Source organism: Methylobacterium hispanicum, from assembly GCF_022179285.1.
GTDB lineage: Bacteria > Pseudomonadota > Alphaproteobacteria > Rhizobiales > Beijerinckiaceae > Methylobacterium > Methylobacterium hispanicum.
This window is the reverse complement of record NZ_BPQO01000009.1, coordinates 128,524-149,084: the sequence shown is the minus strand read 5'-3', so window position 1 is coordinate 149,084 and position 20,561 is coordinate 128,524. Positions and strand designations below refer to the sequence as shown.

At 71.9% G+C, this 20,561-nt stretch carries 19 protein-coding genes; 6 read left to right on the top strand and 13 right to left on the bottom strand.

Translation table 11 applies throughout. The features are described 5' to 3' along the window. Positions 1-25: 25 nt before the first annotated feature. The 3 genes from MFF56_RS12815 to MFF56_RS12805 form a co-directional block, all read right to left on the bottom strand. Positions 26-415 carry a hypothetical protein gene (locus tag MFF56_RS12815; protein ID WP_238230084.1) on the bottom strand — a complete coding sequence of 130 codons (390 nt, stop codon included), beginning with the start codon at positions 413-415 and terminating at the stop codon, positions 26-28. Positions 416-485: 70 nt separating this feature from the next. Beyond that, complete coding sequence (locus tag MFF56_RS12810) at positions 486-974, bottom strand: hypothetical protein (protein WP_066919830.1); 489 nt, start codon at positions 972-974, stop codon at positions 486-488. Between the two features lie 17 nt (positions 975-991). Further along, positions 992-1,696: an invasion associated locus B family protein gene (locus MFF56_RS12805; RefSeq protein ID WP_066919832.1), complete on the bottom strand. Its 705-nt coding sequence runs from the start codon at positions 1,694-1,696 to the stop codon at positions 992-994. A 759-nt stretch (positions 1,697-2,455) separates the two neighbouring features. Between MFF56_RS12805 and MFF56_RS12800 the strand changes: the two genes are divergently transcribed. The 4 genes from MFF56_RS12800 to MFF56_RS12785 all read left to right on the top strand — a co-directional run bounded on the left by MFF56_RS12800 (position 2,456) and on the right by MFF56_RS12785 (position 5,766). Further along, positions 2,456-3,901 carry a homospermidine synthase gene (locus MFF56_RS12800; protein WP_066919834.1) on the top strand — a complete coding sequence of 482 codons (1,446 nt, stop codon included), beginning with the start codon at positions 2,456-2,458 and terminating at the stop codon, positions 3,899-3,901. A gap of 99 nt (positions 3,902-4,000) precedes the next feature. Further along, complete coding sequence (locus MFF56_RS12795) at positions 4,001-4,561, top strand: Uma2 family endonuclease (protein ID WP_066919836.1); 561 nt, start codon at positions 4,001-4,003, stop codon at positions 4,559-4,561. Positions 4,562-4,582: 21 nt separating this feature from the next. Beyond that, positions 4,583-4,924 carry a hypothetical protein gene (locus tag MFF56_RS12790; RefSeq protein ID WP_066919838.1) on the top strand — a complete coding sequence of 114 codons (342 nt, stop codon included), beginning with the start codon at positions 4,583-4,585 and terminating at the stop codon, positions 4,922-4,924. Next, positions 4,921-5,766: a DUF1206 domain-containing protein gene (locus MFF56_RS12785; protein ID WP_066919840.1), complete on the top strand. Its 846-nt coding sequence runs from the start codon at positions 4,921-4,923 to the stop codon at positions 5,764-5,766. The genes MFF56_RS12790 and MFF56_RS12785 overlap by 4 nt, the downstream gene beginning before the upstream one ends. 9 nt (positions 5,767-5,775) lie before the next feature. Here the strand turns inward: MFF56_RS12785 and MFF56_RS12780 are convergent, their stop codons facing one another. Together MFF56_RS12780 and MFF56_RS12775 are read right to left on the bottom strand one after the other, a co-directional pair. Beyond that, a complete protein-coding gene (locus MFF56_RS12780) occupies positions 5,776-6,897 on the bottom strand; it encodes a M23 family metallopeptidase (protein WP_238230083.1) in 1,122 nt (373 codons plus the stop codon). Positions 6,898-7,003: 106 nt separating this feature from the next. Continuing rightward, complete coding sequence (locus tag MFF56_RS12775; protein ID WP_066921169.1) at positions 7,004-7,471, bottom strand: peroxiredoxin; 468 nt, start codon at positions 7,469-7,471, stop codon at positions 7,004-7,006. A 158-nt stretch (positions 7,472-7,629) separates the two neighbouring features. On the opposite strand from MFF56_RS12775, the gene MFF56_RS12770 reads away from it, so the two are divergent. Together MFF56_RS12770 and MFF56_RS12765 are read left to right on the top strand one after the other, a co-directional pair. Next, positions 7,630-11,049 (top strand): YhdP family protein, encoded by a 3,420-nt coding sequence (locus tag MFF56_RS12770; protein WP_082772984.1) that lies wholly within the window; start codon positions 7,630-7,632, stop codon positions 11,047-11,049. Positions 11,050-11,181: 132 nt separating this feature from the next. Further along, positions 11,182-11,568 carry a hypothetical protein gene (locus MFF56_RS12765; protein ID WP_066921167.1) on the top strand — a complete coding sequence of 129 codons (387 nt, stop codon included), beginning with the start codon at positions 11,182-11,184 and terminating at the stop codon, positions 11,566-11,568. A gap of 70 nt (positions 11,569-11,638) precedes the next feature. Here MFF56_RS12765 and MFF56_RS12760 read toward each other — a convergent pair whose 3' ends face one another. The 8 genes from MFF56_RS12760 to MFF56_RS12725 form a co-directional block, all read right to left on the bottom strand. After that, positions 11,639-11,815, bottom strand: a complete 177-nt coding sequence (locus MFF56_RS12760; protein WP_197430535.1) for a hypothetical protein — start codon at positions 11,813-11,815, stop codon at positions 11,639-11,641. Positions 11,816-11,905: 90 nt separating this feature from the next. Next, complete coding sequence (locus tag MFF56_RS12755; RefSeq protein ID WP_066921165.1) at positions 11,906-12,340, bottom strand: GlcG/HbpS family heme-binding protein; 435 nt, start codon at positions 12,338-12,340, stop codon at positions 11,906-11,908. A 100-nt stretch (positions 12,341-12,440) separates the two neighbouring features. After that, positions 12,441-13,415 carry an HpcH/HpaI aldolase/citrate lyase family protein gene (locus MFF56_RS12750; RefSeq protein ID WP_066921163.1) on the bottom strand — a complete coding sequence of 325 codons (975 nt, stop codon included), beginning with the start codon at positions 13,413-13,415 and terminating at the stop codon, positions 12,441-12,443. Between the two features lie 136 nt (positions 13,416-13,551). Beyond that, entirely contained in the window at positions 13,552-16,311 is a 2,760-nt protein-coding gene (locus tag MFF56_RS12745) for a phosphoenolpyruvate carboxylase (protein WP_238230082.1), read from the bottom strand. 130 nt (positions 16,312-16,441) lie between these two features. Next, a complete protein-coding gene (gene sucD, locus MFF56_RS12740; RefSeq protein WP_238230081.1) occupies positions 16,442-17,329 on the bottom strand; it encodes a succinate--CoA ligase subunit alpha in 888 nt (295 codons plus the stop codon). A 14-nt stretch (positions 17,330-17,343) separates the two neighbouring features. Continuing rightward, a complete protein-coding gene (locus MFF56_RS12735; protein ID WP_066922730.1) occupies positions 17,344-18,531 on the bottom strand; it encodes a malate--CoA ligase subunit beta in 1,188 nt (395 codons plus the stop codon). 309 nt (positions 18,532-18,840) lie between these two features. Next, the gene (fchA, locus tag MFF56_RS12730) at positions 18,841-19,467 is read right to left on the bottom strand and encodes a methenyltetrahydrofolate cyclohydrolase (RefSeq protein ID WP_066922728.1); all 627 of its coding nucleotides are present in this window, start codon (positions 19,465-19,467) and stop codon (positions 18,841-18,843) included. Positions 19,468-19,478: 11 nt separating this feature from the next. Continuing rightward, on the bottom strand, positions 19,479-20,339 hold the full coding sequence (locus tag MFF56_RS12725; protein WP_066922726.1) for an NADP-dependent methylenetetrahydromethanopterin/methylenetetrahydrofolate dehydrogenase: 861 nt from the start codon (positions 20,337-20,339) through the stop codon (positions 19,479-19,481). Positions 20,340-20,561 lie beyond the last annotated feature (222 nt).

Genomic DNA, 20,561 nt, shown 5'->3' with positions numbered 1-20,561 from the left:
GGCTTAATGGAGGCGTACCGGGGCCTCAGCGGCGGGCGACGAGGTTCGGGACGAGGCTGCCCGAGGGGCCGAAGCTGTCGAAGGCGCGCCGGCAATTGGCCTCGGGATCCTTGCGGTAGCTCTCCAGATAGGCGGTGGCGGCGAGGTGCAGCGTCCCGGCATCGAGGGCGCCGGGCTCGACGCCGAGGCGGCGCACCGCGGCGTGGAGCTGCTCCGGCTCGCCGCGCAGCTCCGGGCAGGCGACGTTGACGAAGCCCACCAGACCGGCGAGCCGGGCCGCCATGGTCTCGTTCTTGGCGAGTTCGGGCGGCTTCGCCTCCGTGGCGGGCGGGGCTGGCTCCTGCGCCCGCGCGGAGGGGATCCCCGCCCCCGCGAGCAGCACCGCCAGCATGATCCGTCTCGTCGTCCGCCCCATGGCGTTCCCTCCCTGTCGGCCCTGCCGAGCCGGTTCGTCCGGCCTCATGCGGCCCTGTTCTTAGCCCAGCTCACGGACTGCCGGAAATCGGACGCGGTGCGCCGTCGTCACCGGCGGCGGGCGCGCGCTGTCCGACCAGTGCCGCCCGCATCGCGAGGAGCCACGCGATCCAGGGCGCCCGGAGGGCGACGAGGATGTATTCGTGGAGGGGCTCGACACCCAGGACGAGGTCGTGGAGCAAGCCTGCCGTCAGCACGAGGGCTGGGCCGCCGAACACGAGGGTCGCCGCCACGCTCCTCACCGGCCGGTCGCCGCGCCACGCGAGGAGCCGCGTGCGCGGATCGTAGCGCCTGAGACAGAACCACGCCGTGGCCAGCACGAGCGGGCTTGCGAGGAAGCCCGTCACCACGCCCGCGAACATCGGGATAGCCACGGCGTCCCCGTCGTGCGGCAGGCTGCCCGATGCCAGGACCTGCCACCAGTAGACGATCCAGAGCGCCGGCGTGCCGACGAGCAGGGCCGCCGTCAGGATCCAGAGCGGTTTCGATCGGTTCGGCATCCCGCGCGGCCAGCCGCTCAGCCCCCGAGCGCGGCGGCGCGAGCGAAGGCGGCGTTGAAGCCGCCGAGCGGCAGGGTGATGGTGACAGCCTCGGTGCTGTTGGCCTTCTGGGCGTTCACCACGAGGGCCTTGGCGCTCTTCATCGCGTCGGTGGCGAGCGTCGGGAAGCTGATCGGCACGAGGCAGCCCTCGCTCGTGCAGGTGGTGTAGGGCGCGCCCTTGCCGAGGACCGCCTCGTCGAGCTTGAAGGTCACGCCGGACTCGATGTTGAGCCCGAACGGCATCAGGATCAGACCTTCGGCCCGGCCCTCCTGCGGGGTCCGGATCTCGAACACGAACTGGCGCCGGCCGCTCTGGCGGTCGCCCTGGGACTGGGTGACGAGGCAGCTCGTCCGCGCCTCGGCGCGGGCGCAGTTCGTCGTCCACTCGCCGTAGGTCTCGCTCACCGAGTCGGCCCCCGCGGGCCAAGCGGCCGGGGAAGCGGCCTCGGACTTCACCTCCGCGGGCTTTTCGGCGGCCTTCTCCGCAGCCTTGGGCTTCGGCTTGGGGGCCGGTTTGGGCTTGGGCTTCTGGGGGGCGGCTGGAGCCTCGTCCGCCCCGGGCGCTGTCTCCTGCGCCGCGGCCGGCACCGACAGCAGCAGGGCGGCGAGCAGCGCGACGCCCAGGCCTGCCCGGTGCCGGGTCGTCCGGGCCGCAGATTCGGCAAGCGCGCGTGTCGGCATCGATCTCGTCCCCTCGGCGGCGTACCGGACGGCACCGGAAGTCGATGCGCGCCCAGAGCTTTAGAGCCGTTCCAGATCCGATCCCGACGGCCCGGAGCGCTCTAGCGTCGGGGGAAGGACGAGGCAATCGCGTAGGGGCAACGCCCGCCGAGACGCGTGGTGGCCCGGCCTCAGGCCAGCCGGCGGCGCAGGCTCCGCACCAGCGCGAAGGCGAGGGTCAGCAGGCCGGGGTCGCGATCGACCGCCTCCTGCTCGGGGGCGGGGCACTGGGAGACGAGGACCGAGAGCATGGCTCACTCCATGGGCGTCTGGGGGGCGCTTCCACGGACCGTTCGGCCTCTGTTGCAGTGCAATGTGAGCAGGGTGCGCGGGCGGCGCAACGCGCCGGGCCGCACGGGGCACATGCGGGAATCTCATATGTCGCAAAGTGCCGGCGGCGCGGAACACTTGCGCTGTTCTGCAGGGTCGCTCGGGCAGGACGCGATCCGGCCCGCGGTTCGGGAGAAAATCTGTCTTTCGCCGGGCGATCGGGCGGGACGAGGTCTTGATCCAGGCCGGACCCGCCCGGGCACGGACGGTTGACCACGCGGGCGGGCGCGGTCAGAAGCCCTCCGGAGCGTGCTGCAGCCGCCCGCCCCGGCGCATCGCCGGGACAGCCGCGCCCGGCCTGTCGCCGCTTCGTCACGGACGACGCTTAACCACCGATGCCCGACCACCCGCCCCTGCCGGGGCGCGCGAGACGATGAGGATCTCCCCGGAATGACCGATCAGCCGTCCCGTCACCCGATCTACGGCCGCATCAGCGGGCCCATCGTGATGATCGGCTTCGGCTCGATCGGGCGCGGCACCCTGCCGCTCATCGAGCGCCACTTCGAGTATGACCGCGCCCGCTTCACGGTGATCGACCCGGTCGATACCCACAAGGCGCTCGCCGAGAAGCACGGCCTGCGCTTCGAGACGGTGGCGCTCACCCCCGAGAATTTCCGCGCTGTGCTGACTCCGCTCCTCACCGAGGGCGGCGGCCAGGGCTTCTGCGTCAACCTCTCGGTCGATACCTCCTCGCGGGCCATCATGGAGCTCTGCCGCGAGCTCGGCGCGCTCTACATCGACACCGTGGCCGAGCCCTGGCCGGGCTTCTACTTCGACAAGTCGAAGAGCCAGGGCGACCGCACCAACTACGCGCTGCGCCAGAACATCCTCGACGCCCGCGCCCAGAGCCCCGGCGGCACCACGGCGGTGTCGTGCTGCGGCGCCAACCCGGGCATGGTCTCGTGGTTCGTGAAGCAGGCGCTCCTCAACATCGCTGCGGACACGGGCCTGGAGCGGGCGGAGCCGTCCTCCCGGGCCGAGTGGGCCGCGCTGATGAAGGATCTCGGCGTCAAGGGCGTCCACATCGCCGAGCGCGACACCCAGCGCGCCAAGAACCCGAAGCCGCGCGGCGTCTTCGTCAACACCTGGTCGGTCGAGGGCTTCGTCTCCGAGGGCAACCAGCCGGCCGAGCTCGGCTGGGGCACCCACGAGACCTGGAAGCCCGACAACGCCCGCGAGCAGGAGACGGGCTCGCGTTGCGCGATCTACCTGCTCCAGCCCGGCGCCGACACCCGCGTGCGCACCTGGGTGCCGACGGTGGGCGCCCAGTTCGGCTTCCTCGTCACCCACAACGAGGCGATCTCGATCGCGGACTACTACACGGTGCGCGAGGGCGATCGGCCGGTCTTCCGCCCGACCTGCCACTACGCCTACCACCCGGCCGACGACGCCGTGCTCTCGCTCCACGAGATGTTCGGCAATGCCGGCAAGGTGCAGGAGCGCCAGCACATCCTCGACGAGAACGAGATCGTGGACGGCATCGACGAGCTCGGCGTGCTCGTCTACGGCCACAAGAAGAACGCCTACTGGTACGGCTCGCAGCTCTCGGTCGAGGAGACCCGGGCCATCGCCCCCTACCAGAACGCCACGGGCCTGCAGGTGACGAGCGCGGTGCTGGCCGGCATGGTCTGGGCGCTGGAGAACCCGGAGGCCGGCATCGTCGAGGCCGACGAGATGGATTTCCGCCGCTGCCTGGAGGTCCAAACGCCGTATCTCGGCCCCGTGGTCGGCGTCTACACCGACTGGACCCCGCTCACCGACCGCCCCGGCCTGTTCCCGGAGGACATCGACACGCAGGATCCCTGGCAGTTCCGCAACGTGCTCGTGCACGGCTGATCGGTTCGGACCTGGCCGCCGGGGCCATGGCCCCGGCGGTCGCTGTTGCGGGCGGCCTCCGCGGTGCTACCATCCGGGCGCAGGCAGGATGAGGCCCCGATGGCTTTGGCCGCGAGACGCGACGCCCGCATGAGCGTCGCCGAGTATCAGGTCTGGGTGGAGAGCCGCCCCGACGAGGAGCGCTGGGAACTCCTCGACGGCGAACCCGTGCTGACGTCGCCGCCGCGGGAGCGACATCAGCGACTCGTCTACAACCTGCTGCGCCGGGTCGGCGACCTCGCCGACGCGCGCGGGTGCGAGGCATTGCCCGGCCTCGCCATCCTGAGCGAGGCGATGGACGATTTCGCGCCGATCCCGGACGTCGTCGTGCGCTGCGGACCGCCGCTCCCGAGCGGCTACGCGCGCGACCCCGTGCTGATCGCCGAGGTCCTCTCGCCCTCCACCATGGCCAACGATCGCGGGCGCAAGGTCGATTTCTACCTCACCGTGCCGAGCCTCAGGACCTTCCTGATCGTCTACCAGAACGAGAGGCGGATCGAGGTCTGGCAGCGCGACCGCGACTGGGAGATGCAGGTCTTCGGTCCCGCCGACCGGATCGCGCTGCCCGAACTCGACGGCGACTTGGCCGTTTCGGATATCTACGCCCGCGTCGTCTTCTAGCCTTCGTCAGGTCCTCTGCCCTTGCCCCACTTCGAAGAGTTCTACGCCGACAAGCTGCGCGGCTCGCTCGGCGTCACCGATGCGGAGGCGGTGCTGGACCTGCGCGGCGCCAACCGCGCCACGGCCGAGGCCTCGCTCAAGGACATGCTGGAGCGCTCCCGCTTCGGGAAGAGCAAGGTGGTGGCGATCCGCCTCGCCCCGCCCCCCGAGGGCGGCGGCGAGACCCTGTTCCAGCCGATCGGCCGCCTCCTGCTCGACGCCAAGCGCCGCGGCCTGATCGAGCGCCTGCAGACCCTGCCGGCGCAGGACGGGCTCGGCTTCTACGTCTCGCTCGCCGGCAAGCCGCAGCGGTCCCCGACGTGAGGGCGTTCGCCGGACGCAACACCCTCGAGCGCCTCGCCCGCTACGGCTACGGCGCGCGCGGCCTCGTCTACTGCGTGGTCGGCGCGCTCGCCGTGCTGGCGGCGCTCGGCGCGGGCGGTCAGACCGGGGACAGCAAGGGCGCGCTGCGGACGGTGCTCGGCGGACCCTTCGGGCCCGTCGTGGTCGGGGCGATCGCGGTCGGGCTCCTCGCCTTCGCGATCTGGCGCCTGGTGGAGGGGATCACCGACGCGGACCGGCGCGGCGCCGGCCCGAAAGGGCTGGCGGTGCGCGGCGCGCATCTCGTCAGCGCCGGGATCTATGCCGGCCTCGCGCTCACCGCGGCGAGCCTCAGCCTGGGGCTCGGCCTCAAGGGCGGCGACGGGATGCAGGACTGGAGCGCGTGGCTCATGGCCAAGCCGCTCGGCCGCTGGCTGCTGGCGCTGATCGGCCTCGGGATCGTGGCCGGCGGCTTCGGCTTCCTGGGCAAGGCGGTCGGCGGCGACGTGACCGAGCGCCTCGCGCTCGGCCCGGAGCAGTGCCGCTGGGCGCGGCCGATCGGGCGCTTCGGCTACGCGGCGCGCGGGGTCGCCTTCCTGATCATCGGCGGCTTCCTCGTCGTGGCGGCGTGGTACCAGCGCTCCTCCGAGGTGAAGGGCCTGGGCGAGGCCTTCCGGCTGCTGCGGCGGCAGGAATACGGCTGGATCCTGCTCGCCGTGGTCGCGGCCGGGCACGTCGCCTTCGGGGCCTTCGGCCTGATCCAGGCCCGCTACCGGCGCATCGACGCGCCCGACATCGACAAGACGGACGATGCGGCGGCCGAGGCCTTCCGGGCGCTGCGATAGGGGACGGCCTCAGGGCGCTGCCGCCCCGAGCCGCCGCCCGGCCTCGAGGAAGCGCTCCGGATCGACCGGCTCGCCGTCGATCCGGGTCTCGTAGTGCAGGTGCGCGCCGGTGGAGCGGCCGGTGGAGCCGATGCGGCCGACGACGGCGCCGGCCGCCATCCACTGGCCCGGCACCACCGCGATGCGGGCGAGATGCGCGTAGCGCGTGGTGAGGCCGTGCCCGTGGTCGATCTCGACCATGTTGCCGTAGCCGCCCGCGAACTCCGCCGCCGTCACCCGGCCGGGCGCGGTGGCGCGTGCGGGCTCGCCCGTCTCCGCCTTCAGGTCCAGGCCGGTGTGGAGGGCAAGCCCCCGGGTGAAGGGATCGAGCCGGGCGCCGAAGCCGCTCGACACGCCGTGCGCACCCTCGACCGGGGGCCGCAGCGGCAGCGTCTCCGTGCTCCGGCGCAGGCGCTCGGCCTCGCCGAGAGCCGCTTGCGCCGCCTCCAGCATCCCCGGGAAGTCGCCCCCGGGCAGCGGCACGAGCGGGCCGCCGACGGCGGAGGCCGCGCCCGCGAACCGGGCAGGGTCGAGCCCGGCGCCGCGGATCACGCCGCGCAGGTGCCGCACGTCCCGCGCGGCGCCGTCGACCACCCGGCCGAGGGCGCGGGCCTGCGCCGCCTGCACGGCGTCGAGCCCGGATTCGAGCCCGGCGAGCCGGACGGCGGCCCGCTCGGCTCGCCGCCCGGCCCGGGGCTCGCCCTCGCCGCGCAGCTCGAAGGCGTCGGGGGCGGGCCGCTCCTCCCCGGCCGGCGGGGGGGCGAGGCCGGGAAGGCGCCCGAGCACCGACTGGCGCCGCTCCAGCTCGGCCTGGCGTTCCAGGGCGGCCGAGAGGCGGCGCTCCAGATCGGTGCGGGCGGCGAGCGTCTCGCGGTCCCGCTCGATCTCGGCGCCGAGCGCGGCGATGCGCGCCTCGTAGGCCGCCTGCATCCCGCCCTGGCCGCTCAACAGGCGGGCCAGAGCGTCGTCGCGGAAGACGAGGCCGTAGGTCGCCGCCCCGGCCCAGAGGATCGCCAGCCCGAGCCCGCAGGCGAGCAGCGCGGGGCCGCGCTGGGATCGGGTTCGTTCCGGCGATGTCTCGTGGTGGCGCATGGGCGGCGGGGTTCGCATCTCGCGGCCCCATCAGGCTCCGTTAGGGTTAAGGAAGCCCGAAAGGGCCGCCCCGCCCGGGCCCACCCGAGACGGCCCGGGGGACCGCTCAGGCGAGGTCGCGGGCCGCGCCCAGCACTTCCTCCGCATGGCCCGGCACCTTCACCTTCGGCCAGATCCGGGCGATCCGCCCCTCCCGGTCGAGGAGCAGGGTGGTGCGCTCGACACCCATGTACTTGCGCCCGTACATGCTCTTCTCGACCCAGACGCCGTAGGCCCGGAGCGTCTCCTTGCTCTCGTCGGAGGCGAGCGGGAACCGGAGCCCGTACTTGCCGCAGAACGTGTCGTGGCTCTTCACCGGGTCCGGCGAGAGGCCGACCACCCGCGCGTCGGCGGCCTCGAAATCGGCGAGCAGCGCGTTGAAGCCCTGCGCCTCCAGGGTGCAGCCGCTCGTGTCGTCCTTCGGGTAGAAGTAGAGCACGATCTTGTGACCGCGCATCGCGGCAAGCGCGATGCTCTGTCCGGACGAGCCCGGCAGGGTGAAATCCGGGGCCGGATCTCCGACGGTGAGGGACATCGTGCCTTCCTTTCGGCCGATTGATGGTGTGCCTGGGAAAGACCCCGAAACAGCGGGTTCGACAGCCGACCGGGTCGGGATCGACCGCGCTCTTAAAATGAGCCCGCGTTCCGATCCAGCGGTCACGCTTCGACGTTTGGTCTCGATACAAGGTCTCGATGGTTGACGCACCCGAGGGACTGACGCCGCCCCGGGCGGGCCGCCGCTGGGGCCTCGCCTGCGGCCTGACCATGCTCGGCCTGGTCGTGCTCGTCGGTCTGGCGGGCGGCCTCGTCTGGCTGCGGCTCGCCGCCGGCCCGATCAGCCTCGATGCCTTCTCGGGACGGGTCGCCGCGGCGGTGGCCGAGCGGATCGGGCCGGGCTGGCGCATCGACCTCAACGATTCCTCCCTCGAACTCGACGCCGAGCATTCGCTGGCGCTCCGCATCGCCGGGCTCGACATCCGCAACCCGCAGGGCGCGCTGGTGGTGCGCGCGCCGCTCGCGGTGGTGAGCCTCGACGGCTGGGGCCTGCTGCGGCTCGCCGTGCAGCCGCGCTCCATCGAGTTCCGGGACGTGCAGATGACGGCGCTCGTCCACCACGACGGCTCGATCGCCTTCGCGTCGCCCGACGCCGCGCAGGCGAGCACGCCCCAGACCCTGCCGAGCGTCGACACCGCCCGCGGCACGGTCTCGCCGCTCTCGGCCGGCATCGCCTCGATCTTCGGCGTGGTGCTGGATCCCGCAGGCGTCGTCGGCGCGCTCGACCGGGCCCGCGTCACCAACGCGCGCCTGACGCTCGTCGGTGAGGACGGGCAGGCCAAGGCGGTGTTCGAGCGCGTCAACGGCCTGTTCGGGCGCGACGCGACCCAGGACGCGCGCCTGTTCGAATTGCGCATCGACGGGCCGCACGGGCAGTGGCGCTTCGGCGGCACCCTGCGGGAGGCCGCGGACGGGCGCCGCACCGGCATCATCACCCTCGACGACCTGCCGGTCACCGACCTGCTGCTGCTCTCCGGCCAGTCGAAGCTGCCGGTGACGACCGACCTCAAGCTCTCGGCCCGGGCCGACGCCGCCCTCCTGAACGGGCGGATCGAGACGCTGCAGCTCGGCCTGCGCACCGGCGACGGCTCGCTGCTCATCGAGGAGAAGGACTTCAACCCCGTCACGGTCGAGAGCCTGACCGCGCAGGCGAGCTGGGACGAGGCCAAGCGCGCCATGACGCTCGGCAGCCTCGACTATCGGGGCGCGGGCAACACGGTCCGCCTGTCGGGCCTCTGGCAGGCGAGCCCGGCCGGCGCCGACACCGCCTGGACGGCGACGCTCTCCGGCCGCGACGGCACCCTGCGGGGCGCCGCGCCGAAAGACGCGCCGGTCGTGATCGGGGCGCTGGACGCCCGCCTCTCCGGCCGGGCCGGCGGCCTGAGCATCGACGCGCTGACCCTCTCGGGCCCCGGCGTGAAGGGCCAGCTCGGCGGCACGCTCGGCACCAGCGCCGACGACGACGGGCTGACGCTCCACATCGGGGCGACCGACAGCGAGGTGCGCACCGGCCTGCGGCTCTGGCCCGAGAACATCGCGCCGGGCGCGCGCAACTACCTCGTGGACGCGCTGCGCGGCGGGCGCATCGACAGGGTGGACATCCGGGTGGACATGTCGGGCTCGGAACTCGCCGCCGCGACCCGCGGCGAGCCGATGCCCGACAACGCGGTGCATATCGACTTCCAGGTCTCGGAGGCGGCCCTGGAGGTCTCCCCCGACGCGCCGCCCCTCACGCGCGGGCGCGTGGCCGGCACCATCACGGGCCGCACCACCCGGATCCGGGACGTCACCGCGGATCTGCGCATGGCGGACGGCCGCATGCTCGCCATCTCGGACGGCAGCTTCGTGATCCCGGAGATCACCCCCGACACGGTCGTGGCGCAGATCGGCCTGCGACTCGGCGGCGGCGCCGACGCGCTCGCCGCCCTCCTCCAGACCAGGATGTTCAAGAGCCTGTCGGGCGCCGACCTCGACCCGGCCACGGTCCGGGGCGCGGCCGACCTGCAGATCGCCTTCCCGCTGAACCTTAAGCACATCCCCGACCTGCCCGACCTGCCGGTCGCGATCTCCGGCACCCTCTCCGACCTCTCGGTCGACAAGGTGGTGGGCAAGGATCGGCTCGAGTCCGGCCGCTTCGCCGTCGCCTACGGCCGCGACGGCTTCAGCCTGAAGGGCGACGCGCGGGTGCTCGGCGCGCCGATCACGGTCGATCTGCGCCAGCCCCGCTCGGGCGGCGGCGAGGTGCAGGTGGGGCTCGCCCTCGACGAGGCGGTGCGGGCGAAGAAGGGCCTGCCCACCGCCCCGCAGCTCAGCGGCACGATCCCGGTGCGGGCGGTGGTCCCGCTCGGGCGGGCGGGCAAGGCGCCGGTCCGGGTCGAGGCCGACCTGACGCGTGCGGGCATCGACGGGCTGCTGCCGGGCTTCACCAAGGCCGCGGGCAAGGCCGGGCGCCTCGGCTTCAGCCTCTCCGAGACCCAGGGCGGGGCGGAGCTGCGCGACATCGTGCTCGATGCCGGCACGGCTTCCGCCCGCGGCAGCGCCAGCCTCGGCGACGGCGGCCTGGAGCGGGCGGAACTCTCCGGCGTGAAGCTCTCGCCCGGCGACGACATGCGGGTCGTGGTCGACCGGAACGGCTCGGGCTACCGCGTCGCCGTGCGAGGCGCGGTCGCCGACGCGCGGCCCTTCCTGAAGTCGCTGACCGGGCCCGAACAGCGGGGCGGCCGCGAGACCGCTCCGAAGGACATCGACGCCGACATCACCCTCGGCATCCTCACGGGCCACAACGAGGAGGCGCTGACCAACGCCAGCCTCAAGCTCTCGCTGCGGGGCAAGGACCTGCGCGCAGCGACCATCGCGGGCCGCTTCCGCTCCGCCCCCTTCGCGGCGAGCGTGACCAAGGGGGAGCGCGGCGTGCCGGTGCTCTCGGTCGAGACGGCGGATGCGGGCGCGACGCTGCGCTTCGTGGACATCTACCGCCGGATGTTCGGCGGCAAGCTCAGCGCCGGGATCAACCTGAACGACGGGCCGCAGGCGGGGGTGGTCCAGATCCGCAGCTTCACGCTGCGCAACGAGCCCGCGCTCTCGAGCATCATGGCCCGGGGCCCGGACATCCCGGAGACGGTCGACGCCCGCGGTCGGCGCCGGCCCGCGGTCCAGCAGGCGGCCGAGGTGACCTTCGACCGGATGCGGGCGAACTTCGTGCGCTCGGGCAGCCGGGTCGACTTCTCGGACGCGGCGATCTCGAACGCGGCGCTCGGCTTCACCCTCTCGGGCTTCCTCGACACGGGCCGCGAGCGCACGGACATCAACGGCACCTTCGTGCCGCTCTACGGGCTGAACAACGTGGTGGCGCAGGTGCCGCTGTTCGGGCCCCTGCTGGCGGGTGGGCACAACGAGGGCCTGTTCGCGGTCAACTTCCGGGTGCAGGGGCGGCTGGCCTCTCCGGAAGTCAGCGTGAACCCCCTCTCGGCCGTGGCGCCGGGCTTCCTGCGCAAGCTGTTCAGCGCGGGCGGCTCCTTCGCGGACGGCGACCCGGCGGCGGCCCCGAGCGACCGGTAGGCCGGGGCCGCCGGTCCCGGTGCCTGAACGGCGCCGAACGGGACCGCTCCCGCGCCGTTCAGGCGCCCCGTGCGACACCATCCTCACCGATGGCCCGGCGCCTCGCCGGCCACGCGGCATCAGAGGATGTCCATGTCGCGCCTCCCCTCGCCTCGCCTCCGCACCCTCGGGCTGCTTGCCCTGGTGCTGGCCGGCACCGCCGCCCAGGCGGCCGATTTCGACGGGCCCTACGGCCCGCGCCCGGATTTCGGGCCGGGAAGCGGCCCGGGCTTCGAGGAGGATTACGGGCGCCGGCCGCCGCCCCGCTTCCCGCGCTTCTCGGCCGGGCCGGATCTCGCACCACCCTGCCGGGTCTTCGTGAAGCGCCGCTTCGACGCCGACGGCGAGCCGGTGATCCGCCGGGTCCGGGTCTGCGACGAGCCCGACGATCTCGGTCCCCCGCGCCGCCCGCGCTTCGACCCGCCGCCGCGCGATTTCTCCGATGGGCCCGGGGGCCGCTGGGGCGGGCCGCGCTGGTAGGCCTCGAACGACGAAGCCCCCGCCCGGCGATCCGGACGGGGGCTTCGAGGCGTTTCGGGCCCGCGTCCCGTCAGGCCCGGGCCGGCGCCTTCTTCAGCGCCGCCGCGAAGGCCTTGAGCTGGCGGTTGAGGTCCGCCAGCTCGTTCAGCGCGATGGTCTTGTGGCCGTCCTTGACGGCCCGCTCGATGTCCTCGACCTGGGTCGCCACGAGGCGTCGCAGGGCTTCGGCGAATTGTTCACGGTTCATCGTCGCGCTCCCCGACCGGTGGCTGGCTGATGGGCCCGTCATAGGGCGGTAGCCTTAACCGGCGGTTGCGGGACGGTGCGCCGGCCGGGATCAGGTCCGCCAGGGGTGCGCCGGCAGCTCCGTCTTGCCGATCGCCTGCGCGCCGGCCTGGGCGACCGCGTCGTCGTTCTCCACCGTCGAGCCGCTGACCCCGATCGCGCCCGACATCACGCCGTCCGCGTCCACGATCGGGATGCCGCCCGGGAAGGTGATCAGCCCGTCGTTGGAGTGCTCGATGCCGTAGAGCGAGCCGCCGGGCTGCGAGAGCTGGCCGATCTGGCCGGTCTTCATGCCGAAGAACACGGAGGTCTTGGCCTTCTTCTGGGCGATGTCGATCGAGCCGACCCAGGCGTCGTCCATGCGGTAGAACGCCTTCAGGTTGCCGCCCGAATCCACCACCGCGATGCACATCTGCGTGCCGAGCTCGACCGCCTTGTCGCGGGCGGCGCGGATCGCGGTCTCGGCCTGTTCGATCGTCACGTGCATGGCTGGCTCTCCCGTGTCGGGCGCCGAACCGGCGCCTCCGTTGAAACGGTGGCGGCCGCCGGATCGCTCCGGCGGCCGCCCCCAAAGATCCGCCCGGGTCCTACTTGCCCGACATCGCGTCGGCCTTCTCGATCAGCGCCTCGGCCATGCGGATCGAGGCGATGTCGATGAGGCGGCCGTCGAGGGCCACCGCGCCGCGGCCGGCCTTCGCGGCCTCCTCCATGGCGACGAGGATGCGGCGGGCCTTCTCGACCTCCTTCTCGGAGGGCGTGAACACCTCGTTGGCGAGCTCGATCTGGCTCGGGTGGATCGCCCACTTGCCCTCGTAGCCGGCCGCGGCACAGCGGCGGGCGGCCGAGAGGTAGCCGTCCTTGTCCGAGAAGTCGCCGAACGGGCCGTCGATCGGGCGCAGGCCGTAGGCGCGGCAGGCCACCAGCATGCGCTGCTGGGCGAACAGCCACGGGTCCTGCCAGTGCGTCTCGCGGTTGCCCGCCTCGTCCTTGTCGGTGAGCACCGAGTAATCGGGATTGACGCCGCCGATCACGGTCGAGCGGGTGCGGCAGGAGGCGGCGTAGTCGGCGACCCCGAAGGACATCGCCTCGAGGCGCTTGGAGGAGGTCGCGATCGCCTCGACGTTGGCCATGCCGAGCGCGGTCTCGATCAGCACCTCGAAGCCGAGCTTCTTCTCGCGCTTCTTGGCCTGCTCGATCTGCGTGACGAGCACGTCGATCGCGTAGACGTCCTGGGGCACGCCGACCTTGGGGATCAGGATCATGTCCAGCCGCGGACAGGCTTCGACGATATCGACGACGTCGCGGTACATGTAGTGGGTGTCGAGACCGTTGATGCGGATCATCATGGTCTTGGTGCCCCAATCGATCTCGTTCAGGGCCTGGATGATGTTCTTGCGGGCCTGCTCCTTGTCGTCGGGGGCGACCGCGTCCTCGAGGTCGAGGAAGATCACGTCCGCGGCGGACGAGGCCGACTTCTCCATGAAGGTCGGGTTCGAGCCCGGCACGGCGAGCTCGGAGCGGTGCAGGCGCGCCTTGGCCTGCTGGATCAGGGTGAAGCTCATCGGTGTTTCTCTCTCCTGGTAACGGTTCTGGTTCCGCTCGCGGGCCGCGCGGGAGCCGGGGTGCCGTGCGCTCCGGTGACAACATGGATCGCCGGCCGGCGCGCGACAGGTCGCGGCGACCGTCCCGCGTCCCGGCTCACCCGGTCGCGCCGAAGCCGACGGCGATGCAGTTGATGGACAGGAGGAGCGCCGACTTCACGGCCTCGCGCCGCTCCTCGTCGGTCTCCTGGCGGAAGCGGGCCAGCAGCTCGACCTGCTCGCGGCTCACCTGGTTGATCGTCGGCAGCCGGCCCTGGAGCCGGTCCCGGAACAGGGGGAAGCGCTCGGCGAGCTCGCGCCCGCCGCTCACCCGCAACACCATCTCCCGGGTCAGGGCGTACTCGGCCTCGACCATGCGGAAGATCCGGGCGCGCACGAGCTCGTCGGCGACGAGGCCCGCATAGTCCCGGGCGATGTCGAGATCGACCATCATCAGGGTCTTCTCGACCTCGTCGAGGACGAGGCGGAACACGCGCGACTCCTCGAACAGGCGCTTGAGCTGCGCCTCGCCCTCGGCCCCGCGCACGTCGAGGAAGCTGCGGATCCCTGAGCCCACCCCGTACCAGCCGGTGACGACGTGCCGGTTCTGCGACCACGCGAAGACCCAGGGGATCGCGCGCAGGTCCGAGAGCGAGCGGGCGCCGAAGCGCCGCGCCGGCCGCGAGCCGATGTTGAGCAGCGCGATCTCGTCGAGCGGGCTCGCCGCCTGGAAGTAATCGACCAGGCCCTCCGTCTGCAGCAGGTTGACGTAGGCCGCCCGCGAGGCGCCGGACAGCGCCTCCATGGCGTCGTCCGCGCCGAGCCGGGCGGCCCCGTTGCCGTTGGGCTCGGGCGCCAGCGCGTGCTCGAACACGGAGGCCGCCAGCAATTCCATCTGGTAGGCGGCGGTGCCGCGGTTGGCATACTTGAACGAGACGACCTCGCCCTGCTCGGTGATGCGGAAGCGCCCGTTGATCGAGCCCGGCGGCTGGGCGGCGATGCCCCGGTGGGTCGGCACGCCGCCGCGGCTGACCGAGCCGCCGCGGCCGTGGAAGAAGGCGATCGGCACGCCCGCGTGCTTGCCCAGCACCGTGAGGCGGGCCTGCGCCTTGTAGAGTTCCCAGTTCGAGGCGACGAAGCCGCCGTCCTTGTTCGAGTCCGAGTAGCCGATCATCACCTCCTGCACGCCGCCCTGCCAGCGGGTGGAGCGGCGCACGACCGGGGTCGCCAGCAATTCCTTCATGATGGCGGGCGCCGCGCGCAGGTCGTCGATCGTCTCGAACAGCGGCACGATCGGCAGCGGGCAGATCTCGGTGCCGGCCCCGTCGAGGAAGAGGCCCGCCTCCTTGGCGAGCAGGTAGGCGCCGAGCACGTCCTCGACCGAGCGCGTCATCGACAGGATGAAGCTGCCGAAGGCCTCGCGGTCGAGGGTGTCGCGCATCTCGCCCACCAGCGCGAAGGTGTCGAGGGTCTCCTGGGCGGCGTCGGGCAGGTCGTCGAAGCCGCGCTCCGGATCGCGCGGGCGCGCGAGCTCGCCGAGCAGCCAGTCCCGCCACGCGGGCGAGTCGGGGGCCGGCGGCGGACGGTCGCCGTGCTGCCGGGCCCAGAGCGCCTGCAGCGTCTGCGTGGTGCGGGTGGAGTTCTCGCGGATGTCGAGGCGCACCGTCGAAAAGCGGAAGATCTCGACCATGCGGCGCACCGGGCGCACGAGGTCGGTGGCGAGCCCCGTGCACCGCGCGTCGCAGAGGCCCCGTTCGAGCACGCGCAGGTCGTTGATCAGCCCGTCGGCGCTCGGATAGTCCGGCCCGGCCGGGCGCGCGCCCTCGTTGCGGGCGATCGTCGCCTCGAGCTTGCGCTGCACGCAGGTGAGGAACTGGCGGTAGGGCTCGCCCGGATTGCGGCCCGCGATCGCCCTGGCGTCGCCGCTCTCGGTCAGAGCGTGGGCGAGTTCCCGCCCGAACGCCTCCGGCACCGGCAGCGAGCGCTCGGTGAGCGAGAGCATGCGGGCGAGATGGTTGATGCCGTCGCGGTAGCGCCGCAGCGAGGCCAGCGCGTTGCGCTTCAGGGTCTCGCGGGTGACGCTCGCGGTGACGTAGGGGTTGCCGTCCCGGTCGCCGCCGATCCAGCTGCCGAACTGGAAGAAGGGCGGCACCTCGAAGGTCTCGTCCGGATAGTGGCGCGCCAGCGCCTCCTCCAGCGAGACCATCATCTCGGGCAGCATCTCGAAGATCGACTCGTCGAAGAAGTGCAGGCCCCAGGCGACCTCGCGCTCGACGGTGGGCTTCTCGAGGTGCAGCTCGCCCGTCATCCAGACCAGCTCGATCTGGGCGCGCAGCTCGTTCATCAGGCCGTTGCGCTCGCGCTCGGTCCAGCGCGGCATCTCCAGCTCGCGCAGCACGAGGTAGATGCGCCGGAACTTCTCCAGCACCGTCACGCGCTTGCCCTCGGTCGGGTGCGCCGTGAGCGTCGGGCGGATGCGCAGGTCCTTCAGCAGGGCGTGGATCTGCGGCGCCTTGATGCCGCGGGCGGCCGCCTCGGCCAGGACCTTGGCGAAGGAGCCGCCGAGCGCCTCCCGGCCCTCCAGGCGCTCGATCTGGCGGCGGCGGCGCATGGCCGCGTTCTGCTCGGCGATCGAGATCAGCTGGAACCAGATGCCCTGCACCTGGAGCGCGCGGGCCAGCATCTCGGGCGAGAAGGCGGAGATGTCGGCGGTGCCGTGCAGCACCGATTCCAGCTCCGGCTCGTGCCGGCGCGCCACGTCGAGGAGCGCGTGGAACAGGATGTCGAGCGGCTCCTTCGCCGAGGTGCCGGTGATCACCGGGGGCGCGAAGGCGTTCTCGTCGGCGTGGCCGGGGGGGGCGTGCAGGGTTCGGGTCATGGGGGCCACCTCGGGCAGCGGGTGCGCCGTCTCGCGGACCGCAGATGCGGACCGCCGTGGCGGGGACGAGTGAGGCGCGGGCCCCCTCTCCCGCACGGGAGAGGGGGCCCGTCGTGGTTCCGGCGCGGCGTCAGGCCGCCTTCAGCACCTGCGCCACGGTCGCGCCGAAGGAGCCCGGATCGGGTGCCACGGTGAGCCCGTGGGAGCGCATGATCTCGGCCTTCTCGGCCGCGCTGTCGCCGGTCGCCGAGATGATCGCGCCGGCATGGCCCATGCGGCGGCCCTTCGGGGCGGTGAGGCCCGCCACGAAGCCGATGACGGGCTTCGACATGTTCTCCCGGATCCAGGCGGAGGCCTCGGCCTCCTGGGGACCGCCGATCTCGCCGATCATCAGCACCGCGTGGGTGTCCGGGTCGCGCTCGAAGAGCGTCAGGTGGTCGAGGAAGGACGAGCCGTTGATCGGGTCGCCGCCGATGCCGACCGAGGTCGAGATGCCGATGCCCAGAGCCTTCATCTGCGAGGCCGCCTCGTAGCCGAGCGTGCCGGAGCGCGAGATCACCCCGACATTGCCCTTGAGGTAGATGTGGCCCGGCATGATGCCGAGCATGGCCTTGCCGGGCGAGATGATGCCGGCGCAGTTCGGGCCGACCACCATGGTGCGGCGGTCCTTGGGGTAGCGCATCAGGTAGCGCTTCACCCGCATCATGTCCTGGGCCGGGATGCCGTCGGTGATCGAGCAGACGAGGCGCAGGCCCGCATCCGCCCCTTCCATGATCGCGTCGGCCGCGAACGGCGGGGCCACGAAGGTGATCGAGGTGGTGGCGCCCGTGGCCGCCACCGCCTCCTTGACGGTGTTGAAGACCGGGATGCCCAGATGGGTGCGCCCGCCCTTGCCGGGGGTGACGCCCGCCACGACGTTGGTGCCGTACTCCAGCATTTCCTTGGCGTGGAACGTGCCCTTGTCGCCCGTGATGCCCTGGACGAGGATCGGGGTCTTCTCGTCGATGAGAATGCTCATGGCGCGATCTCCCCTCAGCGGTTCTTTGAGTTGTTCTTGGCGGTGTTGCAGGCGTCCACCGCCTTGACGGCGGCTTCCGACAGCGTGTCGGCGGTGATCAGGTCGAGCCCGCTCTCGGCCAGGATCTGCTTGCCGGCCTCGACGTTCGTGCCGGCCAGCCGCACCACCAGCGGCACCTCGATCTTCACCTCGCGGGCGGCCTTGACCACGCCCTCGGCGATCCAGTCGCAGCGGTTGATCCCTGCGAAGATGTTGACCAGGATCGCCTTCACGTTCTTGTCGGACAGCACCAGCCGGAAGGCCGTGGCGACGCGCTCGGGGCTCGCGCCGCCGCCGACGTCCAGGAAGTTGGCCGGCTCGCCGCCCGCGTGCTTGATCATGTCCATGGTGGCCATGGCCAAGCCCGCGCCGTTGACGATGCAGCCGATCTCGCCCTCCAGGCCGATGTAGTTGAGGTTGTGCTCGGCGGCCTGGGCCTCGCGCGGGTCGCTCTGCGAGGGGTCGTGCATGTCCGCGATGTGGCGGCGGCGGAACATCGCGTTGTCGTCGAAGCTCATCTTGGCGTCGAGCGCCAGCACCCGGTCGTCCTTCGTGACGACGAGCGGGTTGATCTCCAGCATCGTGCCGTCGCAGTCGCGGAACGCCCGGTAGGCGTTCATGATGGTCTTCACCGCGGCCGAGACCTGCTTGATGTTGAGCCCGAGCTGGAAGGCGATCTCGCGGGCCTGGAACTGCTGCAGGCCGACCGCGGGCTCGACCACGATCTGGATCAGCGCGTCCGGGTCGGTCGCGGCGATCTCCTCGATGTCCATGCCGCCGCGCTGGCTCGCGATGACGCGCACGCGCTCGGCCTTCCGGTCGAGGACGTAGCCGAGATAGAGTTCGCGCTCGAACGGGTCGGCGGTCTCGACGTAGACCCGCTGCACCGGCTTACCCTCGGGGCCCGTCTGGATCGTGACGAGACGCTTGCCCAGCAATTCGCGGGAGGCGTCCCGCACCTCGTTGTAGGTGCGGCAGAGCTTGATCCCGCCGGCCTTGCCCCGGGCGCCCGCGTGGATCTGCGCCTTCACAGCCCAGAACGAGCCGCCGAGCTCGGTCGCCGCGTAGACCGCCTGGTCCGGGCTGAAGGCGACGGCGCCCTTCGGGACCGCGACGCCGAAGCTCGCGAGAAGCTCCTTGGCCTGGTACTCGTGGACGTCCATGGCATCGCCTCCGATTTTTTTATGGGAGACCGCTGGTCTTCGAGCCGGCCTTTTCGGCTCCGTCGGTCCTGGGCATTTTATAGCGACAAGTTTTGTTTCGCGGGAGCGCCCAGAGGTATTAAATTTTTTGACATTCGCGTTGAAAGCACCTTGAGGTGTAGCGAATGCTGTCTGTATTCAATGGTGCGGCGCACGAGAGCTTTGCCGCGACTGCACAGTGTTTCCGTTGTCCCAAGCCGCTCGAGGCCAGCTCCGTCATCCCGGGTTCTCGCCCGCGGCGAGCCCCGGGATGACGGGGGTGTCGACGCCTCAGCGCACCTTGCCCTTCACGATCTCGAAGACGCGCTCGTTGAGCGCGCCCGCCTCGCCGAGCAGCCCTTCGAGTTCGGCGAGCCGCTGGTCCGCGAAGGCGCGGTCTTCCAGGCCCTTCGCGTTGACCCAGACGTTCAGTGCCGCGCTGCGCAGGCCCGCGAAGGCCGAGAGCACGGCGACGCCCGCGTCGCTCACCACGTTGAGGTTGCCCTTCTCGGCGGTGACCAGCGCGAGGTCGATCACCTTGCGGCAGGCGCGGCAGCAGGCGAGCGGCACGTCGGTGGCCTCCCGCAGCGCCTCTTGGATCTTGGCGGCGCGGGCCGCCTTCTCGTCGTCGGTGGCCTTCGGCAGGCCGTAGGCGCCCATCACCGCGTCGAAGGCCTTCACGTCCTCGGCGATCATGCCGGTGAGCTCGGCCCGCAGCGCCTCGGATCGGGCCAGAACCTCCTGCAGCTCGGCCTCGACCTCAACGTACTTCTTCTTGCCGATGGTGAGGTTGCACACCATCGAGACGAGCGCCGCCCCCATGGCGCCCGAGATGGCGGCGGCCCCGCCGCCGCCCGGCGTGGGGCTGGAACTCGCCAGCCCGTCCAGGAACTCCGCGATCGTCTCGTTCTCGGCCATCGGGTCCCTCCTCAGGCCATCTTCTTGGCGAGCGCGTAGATCTCCTCGGCATCGAGCACCTGCTCGGTGTTGTCGAAGAGCTGGCCGACGCAGGCGCGGTGGAGCTTCAGCTTGAGGCCGCCGATGCCGAGCGCGCCGAAGGCCTTCTTGCCGTGCCGGTCCTTGCCCTTGTCCATCGCCTCGAGGCCGCCGAGCCCGAGCGGGGGCTGCGCGTTGTAGTCGGCCAGGAACTCGATCGAGGCCTCGTCCTTCCAGGCCTCCTCGGGGACGAGTTCGAGGCCGATGGCGCCGGCCGAGAAGACGAGGTTCTGGCCCTTGATGATCCGGGCGCGCGAGCCGGCATCCGGGGTCTCGGCCGCCTTGACGTTCACGCCGAAGCGCTTGTTGACGGCGTCCGCCGAGGCCTGCGCCTTGTCGAGCGAGCGGCCGCACAGCGTCACCTCGGCGCCCTCGCGGGCGAGCAGCGCCGCCGAGCGCATGCCGACCGGGCCGGTGCCGGCGAGCACCACCGCCCGCTTGCCCTGAAGCGAGCCCGCCGCCTTGGCGACCAGCGCGACGCCGGCGGCGGCCGTGGTGTTCGATCCGTTCGAGTCGAGCATGCAGGAGACGCGGAAGGGCCCGAAGAAGCGCTTCTTGACCGCGTCCAGCACCGCCTCGCCGGCCGCCATGGAGCCGCCGCCGACGAAGATCGCGGTCGACTTCTTCTCGGAGCCGCCGCGGGTGTAGATCGTGCCGTCGACGAGCGCGCCGACGTTGTCGGGCGTGACGTTGCCGTAGCCGGTGATGTGGTCGGCCCCGCCGTCGTAGCCGACGACCGTGTCGAACACGCTCGGCACCGCGTCGGTGTCGAAGAGGAACAGCAGCTTCTTCATCGGTTCGTCCTTTCGCCCGTCGGGGCGTGTGGGGTGTGGATTCTTTTAACGGCGCGTCAGCGCAATGCCGTCCGCGGATCGGGCGCGGGTCCCCTCTCCTGTAGGGAGAGGTCTGCTTTCGCAGAAAGCCGGGTGAGGGATATGAGGCGGCCGGTGAGGGCTCACCCTGAACGCGCGTCGATGGCGCGCTCAGGCCTGCACCGTCATACCCCTCACCCCAAC

What these genes read in the sequence shown, in the direction of transcription:
- MFF56_RS12815 (WP_238230084.1), bottom strand. Translation starts at nt 415, where the DNA reads ATGGGGCGGACGACGAGACGGATCATGCTGGCGGTGCTGCTCGCGGGG.
- MFF56_RS12810 (WP_066919830.1), bottom strand. Translation starts at nt 974, where the DNA reads ATGCCGAACCGATCGAAACCGCTCTGGATCCTGACGGCGGCCCTGCTC.
- MFF56_RS12805 (WP_066919832.1), bottom strand. Translation starts at nt 1,696, where the DNA reads ATGCCGACACGCGCGCTTGCCGAATCTGCGGCCCGGACGACCCGGCAC.
- MFF56_RS12800 (WP_066919834.1), top strand. Translation starts at nt 2,456, where the DNA reads ATGACCGATCAGCCGTCCCGTCACCCGATCTACGGCCGCATCAGCGGG.
- MFF56_RS12795 (WP_066919836.1), top strand. Translation starts at nt 4,001, where the DNA reads ATGGCTTTGGCCGCGAGACGCGACGCCCGCATGAGCGTCGCCGAGTAT.
- MFF56_RS12780 (WP_238230083.1), bottom strand. Translation starts at nt 6,897, where the DNA reads ATGCGCCACCACGAGACATCGCCGGAACGAACCCGATCCCAGCGCGGC.
- MFF56_RS12775 (WP_066921169.1), bottom strand. Translation starts at nt 7,471, where the DNA reads ATGTCCCTCACCGTCGGAGATCCGGCCCCGGATTTCACCCTGCCGGGC.
- MFF56_RS12770 (WP_082772984.1), top strand. Translation starts at nt 7,630, where the DNA reads ATGGTTGACGCACCCGAGGGACTGACGCCGCCCCGGGCGGGCCGCCGC.
- MFF56_RS12765 (WP_066921167.1), top strand. Translation starts at nt 11,182, where the DNA reads ATGTCGCGCCTCCCCTCGCCTCGCCTCCGCACCCTCGGGCTGCTTGCC.
- MFF56_RS12760 (WP_197430535.1), bottom strand. Translation starts at nt 11,815, where the DNA reads ATGAACCGTGAACAATTCGCCGAAGCCCTGCGACGCCTCGTGGCGACC.
- MFF56_RS12755 (WP_066921165.1), bottom strand. Translation starts at nt 12,340, where the DNA reads ATGCACGTGACGATCGAACAGGCCGAGACCGCGATCCGCGCCGCCCGC.
- MFF56_RS12750 (WP_066921163.1), bottom strand. Translation starts at nt 13,415, where the DNA reads ATGAGCTTCACCCTGATCCAGCAGGCCAAGGCGCGCCTGCACCGCTCC.
- MFF56_RS12745 (WP_238230082.1), bottom strand. Translation starts at nt 16,311, where the DNA reads ATGACCCGAACCCTGCACGCCCCCCCCGGCCACGCCGACGAGAACGCC.
- sucD (WP_238230081.1), bottom strand. Translation starts at nt 17,329, where the DNA reads ATGAGCATTCTCATCGACGAGAAGACCCCGATCCTCGTCCAGGGCATC.
- MFF56_RS12735 (WP_066922730.1), bottom strand. Translation starts at nt 18,531, where the DNA reads ATGGACGTCCACGAGTACCAGGCCAAGGAGCTTCTCGCGAGCTTCGGC.
- fchA (WP_066922728.1), bottom strand. Translation starts at nt 19,467, where the DNA reads ATGGCCGAGAACGAGACGATCGCGGAGTTCCTGGACGGGCTGGCGAGT.
- MFF56_RS12725 (WP_066922726.1), bottom strand. Translation starts at nt 20,339, where the DNA reads ATGAAGAAGCTGCTGTTCCTCTTCGACACCGACGCGGTGCCGAGCGTG.